Below are 13,560 nucleotides of genomic sequence, written 5' to 3' on the forward strand. Positions count from 1 at the left end.
GGGAAACCGTGTTATAAGAACTGATTGTATTTTAATCTAATTTGCACGAATTTCTGCACTCACCATCACCATACCCGCGAGTGCAGAAATTCATCCAAATCAGTGCAGAAAATTTTTCGCCGCTACATCCAGTCGCGCGTTTTGAGATCCAGCAGCCCCGTTGTTCCGGCATTGGAAGGATCCACCGCCAGCTCGCCGCTGAGCATATAGGCCATCCAGTCACTGATCATGGTGACCGTCGAGGCACGACGATAGATATCTGAACGATGGTGAGCCAGCCAGAGCAGACGTGGAATGGCGCTCAACGCCAGCGTCTGACCGGTGCTACGATAGACTTCGCTTTCGAAGGTGTAATCGTGGATCTCTTTAAGTTCGCTGACTTCCCGTGCAGCTCTGGCGTCCACGTTTGCGCAGGCCCAGACAGGCGTCCCCTCTGCATCATAGACAACAATACCTTCACGCATCGAACACGCTGAAACGGCTGCAATCGCTTCAGGTGCAATCCCGGCGTTATGCAGCGCCTGACGGATGCAATCACAGGCCAGTTGCCAATTTTTCCCCAGATCAAACTCCATTGAGCCAGGAACATCCGGTACGGCAAGATGTCGCCATTCCGCTTGTCCCACCGCAATTTGTTTGCCTTCCAGGTCGAAAATAACAGCGCGGACGCTTCCGGTTCCGGCGTCCAGAGCCATCAAATAATGTGCTGATTCAGAGGGGGTACAGAGTCGGGCCATCGTATTAGTCCTCGGCTTATTATATCTGTCAGTGCGTCAATGCGTTCTCCACGGTACAAACGGAAATTCTGTTACCCTTTGCTGCGCGCCTGCGCGGCAGATAGGCATTACTGCCCGCTGACGATGGCGGCGGCAGTGTCCTGGTCAGTAACCAGTGCGTTGATATAACCCCCTTTCATTGCCGCCGCGATGGCTTCCGCTTTATTCACGCCGCCGGCGACGCCAATCACTGTCGGGATGGTTTTCAGGGTATTGAGGTTTAATCCGATCAGTTCATCGTGGATCTTCATATCCGGAATCACCTGCCCTTCGCCATCGAAGAAATAGCCCAAAATGTCGCCCACGGCCCCTTTGCGGCCAATTATCAACTGTTCACCCTTAGTGATATAGCCTGATCGAATAATGGTGGCCTCATCTTTCTGGTTGATTGCGCCGATGCCAACGATTGCCGCATCGGCAGCCTGGGCGGCCAGCAGCACATCCTGAACGCTGTTTTCATTTTTTAATGTCCGGGCAATCTCCGCTGAAGAGGCGCGAAGCGGAGCTGGGATAATGCTGACCGGACAGGCCGCGTTGAGTTGCCCAATCCCGGTCATATAAGGTCCTACGCCACCCGACAGCGTCACCAGGCGAATTTGCTGAGCAGAAATAAACCCGCTGAGCCGTTTTAAGGTATTCATGGTCGCCTCGCCGAAGCCCGCAGCCAGAATCTGCTGCGGCTGGAGTGACTCCATCAGCATATGCGCAGCGCCGATGCCCAGGCGAACACACGCATCGGCTCCAGGGTATCCCGGAATGACCCGCACATTGTTCAGATCAAAGCGGCGACGTAATTCAGTTTCATATTCCAGACAGCCTTCAAAGCGAGAATTAATCTGTACGCGAATAATCCCGGACTGATGCCCTTTCTCCAGCAGCCGCGATACCTTAAGCCGCGTCAGCCCCAGCCTGTTGCTGATGTCGCTTTGCGTCATACCGTCGTGGTAATAGAACCACGCAATGCGTGCCACCAGCTCTTCTTCACACATCCCTTGATCGGAAACCATCGGGTCGTTAGTCGTCATCATTCTGTCTTCACTTTGAACATATCGAATTTCTGAACGCAATTGTTCATTCATCGGTGGTTAATAACTGTGATTAAATCCACATTTCAGTGGCTTTTATTTGAACACATTTTATTACTGCAATCATTTTATCATGAAACGTGATCTGTTCGTCGGTTTTATGGCTAGTTAGGTCATAAGGTTATGAACAATTCGAATCGCACAATACATTTGTTCAACCTGATTTTACCCAGGCCGAACGGAGGTGGCACGTAAATGAGTCGCGAAAACATCGCCCCCCTACTTAGCGCACAATCTGTCTGTAAGCAGTACTCTGGCGTCAACGTACTGAAAGGCATTGACTTTGTCTTGCGCAAAGGCGAAGTCCATGCGCTGCTGGGAGGGAATGGTGCCGGGAAATCCACGCTGATGAAAATCATCGCCGGTATTACCCCGGCGGATAGTGGAAGCATTGAGATTGAGGGTTCCCGCTGTACAAAACTGACGCCGATCCTGGCGCATCAGTTGGGGATCTACCTGGTACCGCAGGAGCCGCTACTCTTCCCCAGCCTGACGGTAAAAGAGAATGTCCTGTTTGGTCTGCCCAAACACCAGAGCTCGACGCAAAAAATGAGTGCGATGCTGGGCGTTCTGGGCTGTCAGTTTGATATTAACAGTCCGGCAAGTTCTCTGGATGTCGCCGATCGACAAATGGTCGAAATTATGCGCGGGCTGATGCGCGATTCGCGAATTTTGATTCTTGATGAACCCACGGCCTCACTCACACCGGCGGAAACCGATCGCTTGTTCAGTCGTCTGCGTGAGTTGTTGAGCACCGGCGTGGGGATCGTCTTTATCTCCCACAAGCTGCCAGAAATACGCCAGATTGCGGATTACATTAGCGTGATGCGGGACGGAACTATTGCGCTCTCCGGTAAAACAGCGGACCTGAGCACAGACGAGATTATCCAGGCTATCACGCCGGCTTCACGCACAAATGCGCTCAGTGCGACGCAGAAACTGTGGCTGGAACTGCCCGGCAACCGTCCGCAGCGCGATGCGGGCGCCCCGGTGTTGAGCCTCGAGAATGTGACCGGAGAAGGATTCATGAACGTCAGTTTCGAGGTGCGTGCCGGGGAAATTTTAGGTCTGGCCGGTCTGGTCGGCGCCGGGCGAACCGAACTTGCCGAAACGCTTTACGGGCTAAGACCTCTGCGGGCCGGGCGCGTGGTACTCGGCGGCAAGGATATCTCCGCGCTTTCCACACGCGAGCGTCTGCAACATGGTCTGGTGTATTTGCCGGAGGATCGGCAATCATCAGGACTGAATCTGGATGCCTCGCTGGCATGGAATGTTTGCGCATTGACCCATAACCACAGCGGTTTCTGGGTCAATCCGGCAAAAGATAGCGCCACGCTCGAACGCTACCGTCGCGCACTCAATATCAAGCTGAACGATCCCGAACAGCCAGCCCGCACGCTCTCCGGCGGTAATCAGCAAAAAATTCTGATCGCCAAATGCCTCGAAGCCTCGCCGCAGGTGCTGATTGTCGATGAGCCGACGCGCGGTGTGGACGTTTCTGCCCGTAACGATATCTATCAGCTGCTTCGCAGTATTACATCCCAGAATGTCGCGGTACTTTTCATCTCTTCCGACCTGGAGGAAATCGAACAGATGGCCGATCGCGTTTACGTCATGCACCAGGGTGAAATGGGCAGCGATGCCCTGCTGGGCGATGAGATTAATGTCGACACCATCATGCACGTCGCGTTCGGCGATCGCACGTCAGGGACTACACCACATTCCGGGGAAGCGCCATGCTGAAATTTATCCAGAATAACCGCGAAGCAACCGCACTGCTGGCCGTACTGCTGCTGTTCGTGCTGCCCGGGATGCTCGACAGCCAGTATCTCAACCTTCAAACGCTGGCGATGATCTTCAGCAGCGCTCAAATCCTCATGCTGCTGGCGCTCGGTGCGACGCTGGTCATGCTGACCCGCAACATCGACGTGTCGGTCGGTTCGATCACCGGGATGTGTGCCGTGCTTCTGGGGCTGCTGCTGAACGCGGGATACTCCTTGCCGATGGCCTGCGTGGCGACGCTGCTACTTGGACTACTGGCGGGATTTTTCAATGGCGTGCTGGTCGCCTGGCTGAAAATCCCGGCGATTGTCGCCACTCTGGGTACGCTTGGCCTGTATCGCGGCGTCATGCTGCTCTGGACGGGCGGTAAATGGATTGAGGGATTGCCGGCGCAGCTTAAGCAACTCTCTGCCCCCGTGTTCCTCGGGATCTCCGCCATCGGCTGGCTGACTCTGCTGCTGGTGCTGCTGATGGCCTGGCTGCTGGCAAAAACCGCCTTTGGCCGCTGTTTCTATGCCACCGGGGATAATTTGCAGGGCGCGCGCCAACTTGGCGTACGTACCGAAGCCATCCGCATTCTGGCCTTCTCGCTCAATGGCTGCATGGCGGCTCTGGCCGGGATCGTCTTTGCCTCGCAGATTGGCTTTATCCCTAATCAGACGGGAACCGGGCTGGAAATGAAAGCCATTGCCGCCTGCGTACTGGGTGGAATCAGCCTGCTGGGCGGGTCTGGGACAATCATTGGCGCCGTGCTCGGCGCCTATTTCCTGACTCAAATCGACAGCGTACTGGTCCTGCTGCGCATTCCGGCGTGGTGGAATGACTTTATTGCCGGTCTTGTCCTGCTGGCGGTGCTGGTTTTTGACGGCCGACTGCGCCGGGCGCTGGAACGCAATATCCGCCGGCAAAAATATGCCCGCTTCACTCCGCCGCCCCAGCCGCGTCCGTCGGCAAAAAGAGCAGCAGATACTGTGCGTACCGCCAAAAAAAATGAGGTTGCCTGATGACTCGTTTACATCGTTACGGCTGGGAACTGGCGCTCGCCGCGCTACTGGTGATTGAGATTCTGGGATTCGGCGCCCTCAATCCGCGCCTGCTGAATCTGAGCGTACTGCTGTTCAGCACCAGCGACTTTATCTGTATTGGCATTGTCGCCCTGCCTTTAACCATGGTGATCGTCAGCGGCGGGATCGATATCTCCTTCGGTTCCACGATGGGGCTGTGCGCCATCGCGCTGGGGGTGATGTTCCAGGGCGGCGTCCCGCTTGCGCTGGCCATTATCCTGACGCTCGCGCTGGGCGCGCTGTGCGGGCTGATCAACGCCGGACTGATTATCTACACGGGCGTGAACCCGCTGGTCATCACCCTGGGAACCTTATACCTGTTTGGCGGCAGCGCACTGCTGCTGTCGGGGATAGCGGGAGCGACCGGTTACGAAGGTATCGGCGGTTTCCCACAGGGTTTCATCGATTTTGCCAACCTTGATGTGCTGGGCCTGCCCGTACCACTGATCTTCTTTCTCGTCAGCGTGCTGTTTTTCTGGTTGCTGATGCATCGAACCCACGCCGGACGAAATGTCCTCCTGATTGGGCAAAGCCCCCGCGTGGCGCTGTATAGCGCTATCCCGGTGAACAGGACGCTGTACGCACTGTACGCGATGACCGGCTTTGCCTCGGCGGTCTCAGCTGTGCTGCTGGTCTCTTACTTTGGCTCTGCGCGTTCTGATCTGGGGGTCTCCTTCCTGATGCCGGCCATTACGGCCGTTGTTCTGGGCGGCGCCAATATCTACGGAGGTTCCGGGTCAATTCTCGGCACCGCTATTGCTGCGCTGTTAGTGGGCTATCTGCAGCAAGGGTTGCAGATGGCTGGCGTGCCTAATCAGGTATCCAGCGCCCTCTCCGGCGCATTACTTATTGTTGTTGTTGTCGGTCGTTCCCTCAGCCTGCATCGTCAGCAGATTAAAGACTGGATGGCGCGTCGTCGCGCCATCCGGCAGGCCTGAAGCCCATTGCCCTAAAGGAAAAGTACATGACTATTCAGAGCATTAAAAAAATTGCCGTAATCAGTACCCTTAGCCTTGCGATGTTTACCCTCAACGCTTATGCCGCAGAGCGAATTGCGTTTATCCCGAAACTGGTTGGCGTGGGATTCTTTACCAGTGGCGGTAACGGCGCCCTGGAGGCCGGCAAAGAGCTTGGCGTCGATGTCACCTATGACGGTCCAACAGAGCCCAGCGTGTCTGGTCAGGTTCAGCTCATCAATAACTTCGTTAACCAGGGATATAACGCCATTGTGGTTTCCGCCGTTTCCCCTGATGGCTTATGTCCGGCGTTAAAGCGTGCCATGCAACGCGGTGTGAAAATCCTGACCTGGGATTCTGACACCAAACCGGAATGTCGCTCGTACTATATCGACCAGGGCACGCCGGCCCAGTTAGGCGGCATGCTGGTCGATATGGCCGCCAATCAGGTCAAAAAAGAGAAAGCCAAAGTGGCCTTCTTCTATTCCAGTCCGACCGTGACCGATCAGAACCAGTGGGTGAAAAAGGCAAAAGAAAAAATCACCAAAGATCATCCGGGCTGGGAAGTCGTCACGACCCAATTTGGCTATAACGACGCCACCAAATCGCTGCAAACCGCAGAAGGCATCATTAAAGCTTATCCCGATCTCGACGCCATCATCGCGCCCGATGCCAATGCCCTTCCCGCCGCCGCTCAGGCTGCTGAAAACCTGAAAAACACCCGCGTGGCCATTGTCGGATTCAGTACGCCAAACGTAATGCGCCCTTATGTTCAACGCGGCACGGTGAAAGAGTTCGGCCTCTGGGACGTGGTCCAGCAGGGCAAAATATCGGTGTACGTCGCTGACGCGTTGCTGAAAAAAGGCGATATGAATAGCGGTGACAAGCTGGACATTCCCGGCGTGGGCAAGGTCGAGGTCTCACCGAACAGCGTACAGGGCTACAGCTACGAGGCGAAGGGCAATGGCATTGTGCTTCTGCCTGAACGCGTGGTGTTTACCAAAGAGAATATCGATAAATACAATTTCTGAGTTTTCTTCCGTCACTGTGGAGTAAAAAATGGCTGATTTAGATGACCTAAAAGATGGTAAGGATTTCCATACCGATACGCCGCAACGCAATACCCAGTACACGCTTAAAGGGTGCGGCGCACTTGACTGGGGGATGCAGTCCCGCCTGTCGCGCATTTTTAATCCCGAGACGGGAAGAACGGTCATGCTTGCGTTTGACCATGGCTATTTTCAGGGGCCGACGACGGGGCTGGAGCGTATCGATATCAATATCGCCCCCCTATTCCCGCTCGCCGATGTGCTGATGTGTACACGCGGCATCCTGCGCAGCGTGGTCCCCCCCGCCACCAACAAGCCGGTGGTCCTGCGCGCTTCTGGCGCTAATTCTATTCTCACCGAGTTAAGCAATGAGGCGGTCGCGCTCTCCATGGATGATGCCGTGCGTCTCAACAGCTGCGCGGTAGCGGCACAGGTGTATATCGGCAGCGAGTACGAACACCAGTCGATCAAAAATATCATTCAGTTGATCGATGCCGGCATCAAAGTCGGCATGCCGACAATGGCGGTGACCGGCGTGGGGAAAGATATGGTGCGCGACCAGCGCTACTTCTCACTCGCTACCCGGATCGCCGCAGAGATGGGGGCGCAGATCATCAAGACCTACTATGTTGATAAAGGTTTTGAGCGCATCGCCGCAGGTTGCCCGGTGCCGATTGTTATCGCGGGAGGCAAAAAATTACCGGAACGCGAAGCGCTTGAGATGTGCTGGCAAGCCATCGATCAGGGGGCATCCGGTGTCGATATGGGACGCAACATCTTCCAGTCCGACCATCCTGTCGCCATGATGAAGGCCGTCCATGCGGTGGTACACGCGAATGAAACCGCTGACCGCGCGTATGAACGCTATCTGAGCGAGAAAAACTAACAAGGTCATGGGCGTGCCTGGCGGGCCCATGCGTTTCAAGGAGAGCAATATGCATGTCACTCTGGTGGAAATTAACGTCCACGAAGATAAAGTCGCCGAATTTATCGAAGTATTTCGCCTCAATCACCTGGGGTCTGTGCGTGAAGAGGGGAATCTGCGTTTTGATGTATTGCAGGATCCTGAGGTTAAGAGCCGCTTTTATATTTATGAAGCCTATAAAGATGAAGCCGCCGTTGCGTTTCATAAAACAACACCCCACTACCTTGCCTGTGTTGAGAAACTGGAATCGCTGATGAGCGGCCCACGAAAAAAACGCGTCTTTAATGGATTGATGCCATAAGGATCTAAAAATGAACCGCCACTTTTCCGGATTGAATCGCGCGGAGTGCGTATCGCTGATGAAACGCTACCCGTTAAGCATCGGCATTCTTGCCGGTCAGTGGCTCAAACTCGGGGAGTACCAGCAAAATCTTCACGCGCTTGAACAACCCGTTGTTCATCTGGATCTGATGGACGGGCATTTTTGCCCTCAGTTCACCGTCGGCCCCTGGGCTATCGCGCAATTGCCACAGCAGATGATTAAGGATGTCCATCTTATGGTGGATAATCCCTGGCCCGTGGTGCAGGCCAGCGTAAAGGCAGGAGCACACTGCGTCACGCTGCAGGTGGAAAACACGCCGCATATGCACCATATGCTCCATTGGCTGGGTGAGCAAAGCGCTGAAGTCTCCGGCGGTACGATGCCGGTGTTGCGAGGGATTAGCCTGTGCCCCGCAACGCCACTGGAACACATTTTGCCGGTCATTGAATACGTTGAAATCGTACAAATTCTGGCAGTAAACCCTGGCTACGGTAGCAAGCTCAGCACGCCAGCCTTACTCCGGCGCATCGCCCAGGTTGTCGCATTACTCAATGCAGCCGGTAAGCGAAACGCCATTCTGCTGGCGGTTGACGGTTCGCTAAAGCTGGAAGAACTTCCCGGGATAATCGCCAGCGGCGTTGATCGTGTGGTATCCGGCAGCGCGCTCTTCAGCAACGATGCGCTGGCGGATAATATCTCTCGCTGGCTGGCTACAATTCATGCAGCGAAATAAGAGCAGGTCTGTTTTCTTATTTCGCTGCATGCCCATTCTTTTGAACATATCCAGAGAGTACCCTCAAAAATTCCATTGAAAAAACCGTGCTTCCCGTTGCTAACCGCTGCCAGAAAATGCCAGACACAAAAACAAAAAAGCCCGCGGCGCGGGCTTAGAGGTGTCTTACTGCTTATACGTGCAGGCTATTGCCAGACGCGAAATCATTCCCACTCAATAGTGGCAGGCGGTTTACCGCTAATATCATAAACCACACGGGAAATACCGTTGACTTCATTGATAATGCGGTTAGATACGCGCCCAAGGAACTCATAGGGCAGATGTGCCCAGTGGGCGGTCATAAAGTCAATGGTTTCCACCGCACGCAGCGACACCACCCAGTCGTATTTGCGGCCATCGCCCATCACGCCCACCGAGCGCACCGGCAGAAAGACGGTAAAGGCCTGGCTGACCTTGTTGTAGAGATCGGCTTTGCGCAGCTCTTCGATGAAAATAGCATCGGCGCGGCGCAGCAGGTCGCAGTACTCTTTTTTCACTTCGCCCAGCACGCGTACGCCGAGACCCGGACCGGGGAACGGATGACGGTAGAGCATGTCATAGGGCAAGCCCAGCTCAAGACCAATTTTGCGCACTTCATCTTTAAACAGCTCTTTCAACGGCTCAACCAGTCCAAGCTTCATCTCTTTGGGCAGACCGCCGACGTTATGGTGTGATTTAATCACGTGCGCTTTGCCCGTCGCCGAAGCGGCGGACTCGATAACGTCAGGATAAATAGTCCCCTGCGCCAGCCATTTCACATCCTTAAGCTTACCGGCTTCTTCATCGAATACTTCAACAAATACCCGACCAATGGTTTTCCGCTTAGCTTCGGGATCGTCAATACCCGCCAGCGCGCTCAGAAAGCGTGCTTCCGCCGGAACGTGGACGATGTTGAGGCCGAAGTGATCGCCAAACATTTCCAGTACCTGCTCAGCTTCGTTCAGGCGCAGCAGGCCATTATCGACAAACACGCAGGTCAGTCGCTCGCCGATGGCGCGATGCAGCAGCATCGCGGTGACGGAGGAGTCTACGCCGCCGGACAGGCCGAGGATCACCCGGTCGTCACCTATCTGCTGGCGCAGGCGCTCGACGGCGTCTTCGATAATTTTAGCGGGCGTCCACAGCGCCTCGCACTGGCAGATATCGCGCACAAAGCGCTCAAGAATGCGCTGGCCCTGGCGAGTATGGGTAACTTCCGGATGAAACTGTACGCCGTAGAAGCGTTTTTCTTCGTTGGCCATAATGGCGAACGGACAGGTTTCCGTGCTGGCAACGGTGACGAAGTCGGCGGGGATCGCGGTAACTTTGTCGCCATGGCTCATCCAGACGTCCAGCAGCGGCTTGCCGGCATCGCTGATAGCATCTTCAATATCGCGCACCAGCGCGCTTTCAGTCTGCACTTCCACCTGAGCATAGCCGAACTCACGCTCGGTTGAGCCCTCAACGTGGCCCCCCAGCTGCATGGCCATCGTCTGCATACCATAGCAAACGCCCAGCAGCGGTACACCAGCACGGAAGACATATTCCGGCGCTCGCGGGCTGTTATGTTCGGTGGTACTTTCCGGGCCGCCGGAAAGGATAATGCCATTAGGATTGAACTGGCGGATCTGCTCTTCGGTGACGTCCCAGGCCCACAGCTCGCAGTATACGCCGAGCTCACGCACGCGACGCGCCACCAGTTGGGAGTACTGAGAGCCGAAATCGAGGATGAGAATACGATGCTTATGAATATTTTCCATTGTCATTAAGGCAATTCCAGGGCATAGACAAAACTGCGCAAGAACGCCCGGCTGAGCCGGGCGTGATAATTAACGGGATCAGGATCCCATGCGGTAGTTCGGCGACTCTTTGGTGATGGTCACGTCATGAACGTGGCTTTCAGAGATGCCGGCGCCGCTGATGCGGACAAACTCCGCTTTGGTGCGCAGCTCGTCGATAGACCCGCAGCCGGTCAGCCCCATGCAGGAGCGCAGGCCGCCCATCTGCTGATGAACAATCTCCTTCAGGCGGCCTTTATAAGCAACCCGCCCTTCGATGCCTTCCGGCACCAGCTTGTCGGCGGCGTTATCGCTCTGAAAGTAGCGGTCGGAAGATCCTTTCGACATCGCCCCCAGCGATCCCATGCCGCGATAGGATTTAAACGAACGTCCTTGATAGAGTTCGATTTCGCCGGGAGACTCTTCGGTCCCCGCCAGCATTGAGCCGACCATCACCGCCGATGCGCCAGCCGCGATGGCTTTAGCGATATCACCGGAAAAGCGAATGCCGCCGTCGGCGATGACCGCAATGCCAGTGCCTTCCAGGGCAGCAACCGCGTCGGACACCGCGGTAATTTGCGGCACGCCCACGCCGGTAACGATACGGGTGGTACAGATGGAGCCAGGACCGATGCCAACTTTAACCGCACTGACGCCTGCCTCGACCAGCGCCAGCGCACCGGCGCCGGTGGCGACGTTGCCACCAATAATTTCCAGCTCAGGATACTTAGCGCGGGTTTCACGAATGCGCTGCAGCACGCCCTCGGAGTGGCCGTGCGAAGAGTCAATCAGCAGAACATCGACCCCGGCGGCCACCAGCGCATCAACGCGCTCTTCATTGCCGGCGCCAGCGCCAACCGCAGCGCCGACGCGCAGGCGTCCCTGCGCATCCTTACAGGCGTTAGGCTTACGTTCTGCTTTCTGAAAATCTTTTACCGTGATCATGCCAAGCAGGTGGAAACTGTTATCAACCACCAGCGCTTTTTCAACGCGCTTTTCGTGCATTTTCTGCAATACGACTTCGCGCGACTCACCTTCTTTTACCGTCACCAACCGCTCTTTCGGCGTCATTACCGCAGAGACTGGCTTGCTCAGGTCGGTAACGAAGCGAACGTCACGTCCGGTAATAATCCCGACCAGCTCGTTATCGGCGTTAACGACCGGATAGCCTGCGAAGCCGTTACGCTCGGTTAAGGCTTTTACATCGCTCAGAGGCGTTGTTGGCAGCACCGTTTGCGGTTCGGTGACGATACCGCTTTCATGCTTTTTCACCTTGCGGACTTCTTCCGCCTGGCGTTCAATCGACATATTTTTATGGATAAAGCCAAGGCCGCCTTCCTGCGCCAGCGCGATAGCCAGATTGGCTTCCGTCACGGTATCCATTGCAGCGGATAACATGGGAATATTAAGACGGATGTTTTTCGTCAGCTGGGTGCTGAGATCGGCAGTGCTGGGCAAAACAGTGGAATGGGCGGGAAGGAGCAGGACGTCGTCAAATGTAAGTGCTTCTTTAGCGATTCGTAGCATGGCAATATCTCAACCTGGGGGTAAATGAGAACAGATAAAATATTGCCGCTGAATTATACAGGCCGTAACCGATTGCCTCCAGCTTTTTTTATAAAAAGTCTTGATCCCCGCCAGCAGCCATGTAGTATCGATTAATTAACCCTCTGATTAACTATTTGATCTCTATCACATGTCGCAACCTCCATCAGGCACCATTTTTACCGTTAGTCGGCTGAATACCACCGTCCGCCAGCTGCTGGAACAAGAAATGGGTCAGGTGTGGCTAAGCGCCGAGATCTCAAACTTTTCCCAGCCCTCCTCCGGGCACTGGTACTTTACGCTGAAAGATGATGGCGCCCAGGTTCGCTGCGCGATGTTTCGTAACAGTAACCGCCGCGTGACCTTCCGGCCCCAGCACGGTCAGCAGGTATTGGTGCGTGCCACCATCACGCTGTATGAACCTCGCGGCGACTATCAGTTGATCATCGAAAACATGCAGCCTGCCGGCGAGGGCTTACTGCAGCAGCAGTTTGAGCAGCTCAAGCAGCGGCTCGGCGCGGAGGGGCTTTTTGAGGCCGCACATAAGAAGCCGTTGCCGGAACCTGCTCGCCGTGTGGGAGTCATCACCTCGTCGACAGGCGCCGCGCTGCACGATATTTTACGCATTCTCCACCGCCGGGATCCTTCTCTGCCCGTGGTCATTTACCCCACTCCCGTTCAGGGCGCTGAGGCGCCGGCCGCCATTGTTCGCGCCATTGAACTGGCTAATCTTCGTGGCGAGTGCGATGTGCTGATCGTGGGTCGCGGCGGCGGTTCGCTGGAAGACCTGTGGAGCTTTAACGACGAGCGGGTAGCAAGGGCCATTTTCGCCAGCCAGCTGCCCGTGGTCAGCGCGGTGGGCCACGAAACCGATATTACCATTGCTGATTTTGTCGCCGACCTGCGCGCACCAACCCCTTCAGCCGCCGCTGAGCTGGTGAGCCGTAATCAGATTGAACTGCTGCGTCAGCTGCAGTCGCAGCAGCAACGGTTAGAGATGGCGATGGATTATTATCTGGCACGCCAGAATCAGCGCTATGCCCGGCTGACGCACCGTTTACAGCAGCAGCACCCTCAGCTGCGGCTGGCGCGCCAGCAAAGCGCCCTGCTACAGCTGCAGCGTCGCCTGGCCGACGCCGTGCAACGCCGCCTGAAACGCGCCGGTCAACAGCATGAGCGCACCCTGCAGCGGCTTAACTATCAGCAGCCGCTGACACGTATTTCCCAGCTGCAACAGCGCCTGCAACAGCAGCGCTATCAGCTTAGTCAGGCCATCGGACAGCAGCTGAATAGCCGACGTCAGCGTTTCGCAAGCCTTGCAGGTCAGCTGGAGGGCGTCAGCCCGCTGGCAACCCTGGCGCGCGGCTTCAGCGTCACCACCACGGCAGACAATAAAGTGGTGAAGAAAGTGCGACAGTTAAAAACGGGCGAAACGCTGAAAACCCGCCTCGATGACGGCTGGGTTGAAAGCCAGATCACCGGGCTACATCGCGCCGGCAGCAGAAAAAAATCAGCGGGCTGAACGCG

11 protein-coding genes and 1 pseudogene are annotated in these 13,560 nt (G+C 55.7%); 8 read left to right on the plus strand and 4 right to left on the minus strand.

The window, feature by feature from the left end:
- Nucleotides 1–128: 128 nt before the first annotated feature.
- Nucleotides 129–737, minus strand: a pseudogene (locus BTJ39_RS19635) (FGGY family carbohydrate kinase); the annotation flags it as partial.
- Nucleotides 738–844: 107 nt separating this feature from the next.
- Nucleotides 845–1,801 carry a transcriptional regulator LsrR gene (gene lsrR, locus BTJ39_RS19640; protein WP_078004480.1) on the minus strand — a complete coding sequence of 319 codons (957 nt, stop codon included), beginning with the start codon at nt 1,799–1,801 and terminating at the stop codon, nt 845–847.
- A 255-nt stretch (nt 1,802–2,056) separates the two neighbouring features.
- On the opposite strand from lsrR, the gene lsrA reads away from it, so the two are divergent.
- Genes lsrA through BTJ39_RS19675 form a run of 7 tightly spaced genes read left to right on the plus strand, consistent with a single transcriptional unit; the run spans nt 2,057 to nt 8,692 of the window.
- The gene (gene lsrA, locus BTJ39_RS19645; RefSeq protein WP_078004416.1) at nt 2,057–3,604 is read left to right on the plus strand and encodes an autoinducer 2 ABC transporter ATP-binding protein LsrA; all 1,548 of its coding nucleotides are present in this window, start codon (nt 2,057–2,059) and stop codon (nt 3,602–3,604) included.
- The gene (gene lsrC / locus BTJ39_RS19650) at nt 3,598–4,647 is read left to right on the plus strand and encodes an autoinducer 2 ABC transporter permease LsrC (RefSeq protein WP_078004417.1); all 1,050 of its coding nucleotides are present in this window, start codon (nt 3,598–3,600) and stop codon (nt 4,645–4,647) included. The genes lsrA and lsrC overlap by 7 nt, the downstream gene beginning before the upstream one ends.
- Complete coding sequence (gene lsrD / locus BTJ39_RS19655) at nt 4,647–5,645, plus strand: autoinducer 2 ABC transporter permease LsrD (protein WP_078004418.1); 999 nt, start codon at nt 4,647–4,649, stop codon at nt 5,643–5,645. Before lsrC ends, lsrD begins: the two co-directional genes overlap by 1 nt.
- 26 nt (nt 5,646–5,671) lie before the next feature.
- Nucleotides 5,672–6,694 (plus strand): autoinducer 2 ABC transporter substrate-binding protein LsrB, encoded by a 1,023-nt coding sequence (gene lsrB, locus BTJ39_RS19660; protein WP_078004419.1) that lies wholly within the window; start codon nt 5,672–5,674, stop codon nt 6,692–6,694.
- Between the two features lie 28 nt (nt 6,695–6,722).
- Nucleotides 6,723–7,598 carry a 3-hydroxy-5-phosphonooxypentane-2,4-dione thiolase gene (lsrF, locus tag BTJ39_RS19665; protein WP_078004420.1) on the plus strand — a complete coding sequence of 292 codons (876 nt, stop codon included), beginning with the start codon at nt 6,723–6,725 and terminating at the stop codon, nt 7,596–7,598.
- Nucleotides 7,599–7,647: 49 nt separating this feature from the next.
- The gene (lsrG, locus tag BTJ39_RS19670; protein WP_078004421.1) at nt 7,648–7,938 is read left to right on the plus strand and encodes a (4S)-4-hydroxy-5-phosphonooxypentane-2,3-dione isomerase; all 291 of its coding nucleotides are present in this window, start codon (nt 7,648–7,650) and stop codon (nt 7,936–7,938) included.
- Between the two features lie 10 nt (nt 7,939–7,948).
- Entirely contained in the window at nt 7,949–8,692 is a 744-nt protein-coding gene (locus BTJ39_RS19675; protein WP_078004422.1) for a beta/alpha barrel domain-containing protein, read from the plus strand.
- A gap of 203 nt (nt 8,693–8,895) precedes the next feature.
- On the opposite strand, the gene guaA is transcribed toward BTJ39_RS19675, so the two are convergent.
- Nucleotides 8,896–10,476, minus strand: a complete 1,581-nt coding sequence (gene guaA / locus BTJ39_RS19680; RefSeq protein ID WP_078004423.1) for a glutamine-hydrolyzing GMP synthase — start codon at nt 10,474–10,476, stop codon at nt 8,896–8,898.
- 72 nt (nt 10,477–10,548) lie between these two features.
- A complete protein-coding gene (gene guaB / locus BTJ39_RS19685; RefSeq protein ID WP_078004424.1) occupies nt 10,549–12,015 on the minus strand; it encodes an IMP dehydrogenase in 1,467 nt (488 codons plus the stop codon).
- A 169-nt stretch (nt 12,016–12,184) separates the two neighbouring features.
- Here guaB and xseA point away from each other — a divergent pair, with 169 nt between their 5' ends.
- Nucleotides 12,185–13,555, plus strand: a complete 1,371-nt coding sequence (xseA, locus tag BTJ39_RS19690) for an exodeoxyribonuclease VII large subunit (RefSeq protein WP_078004425.1) — start codon at nt 12,185–12,187, stop codon at nt 13,553–13,555.
- Nucleotides 13,556–13,560 lie beyond the last annotated feature (5 nt).

The organism is Izhakiella australiensis, assembly GCF_002006995.1.
In the GTDB taxonomy this organism is placed as follows: domain Bacteria; phylum Pseudomonadota; class Gammaproteobacteria; order Enterobacterales; family Enterobacteriaceae; genus Izhakiella; species Izhakiella australiensis.

What these genes read in the sequence shown, in the direction of transcription:
- lsrR (WP_078004480.1), bottom strand. Translation starts at nt 1,801, where the DNA reads ATGACGACTAACGACCCGATGGTTTCCGATCAAGGGATGTGTGAAGAA.
- lsrA (WP_078004416.1), top strand. Translation starts at nt 2,057, where the DNA reads ATGAGTCGCGAAAACATCGCCCCCCTACTTAGCGCACAATCTGTCTGT.
- lsrC (WP_078004417.1), top strand. Translation starts at nt 3,598, where the DNA reads ATGCTGAAATTTATCCAGAATAACCGCGAAGCAACCGCACTGCTGGCC.
- lsrD (WP_078004418.1), top strand. Translation starts at nt 4,647, where the DNA reads ATGACTCGTTTACATCGTTACGGCTGGGAACTGGCGCTCGCCGCGCTA.
- lsrB (WP_078004419.1), top strand. Translation starts at nt 5,672, where the DNA reads ATGACTATTCAGAGCATTAAAAAAATTGCCGTAATCAGTACCCTTAGC.
- lsrF (WP_078004420.1), top strand. Translation starts at nt 6,723, where the DNA reads ATGGCTGATTTAGATGACCTAAAAGATGGTAAGGATTTCCATACCGAT.
- lsrG (WP_078004421.1), top strand. Translation starts at nt 7,648, where the DNA reads ATGCATGTCACTCTGGTGGAAATTAACGTCCACGAAGATAAAGTCGCC.
- BTJ39_RS19675 (WP_078004422.1), top strand. Translation starts at nt 7,949, where the DNA reads ATGAACCGCCACTTTTCCGGATTGAATCGCGCGGAGTGCGTATCGCTG.
- guaA (WP_078004423.1), bottom strand. Translation starts at nt 10,476, where the DNA reads ATGACAATGGAAAATATTCATAAGCATCGTATTCTCATCCTCGATTTC.
- guaB (WP_078004424.1), bottom strand. Translation starts at nt 12,015, where the DNA reads ATGCTACGAATCGCTAAAGAAGCACTTACATTTGACGACGTCCTGCTC.
- xseA (WP_078004425.1), top strand. Translation starts at nt 12,185, where the DNA reads ATGTCGCAACCTCCATCAGGCACCATTTTTACCGTTAGTCGGCTGAAT.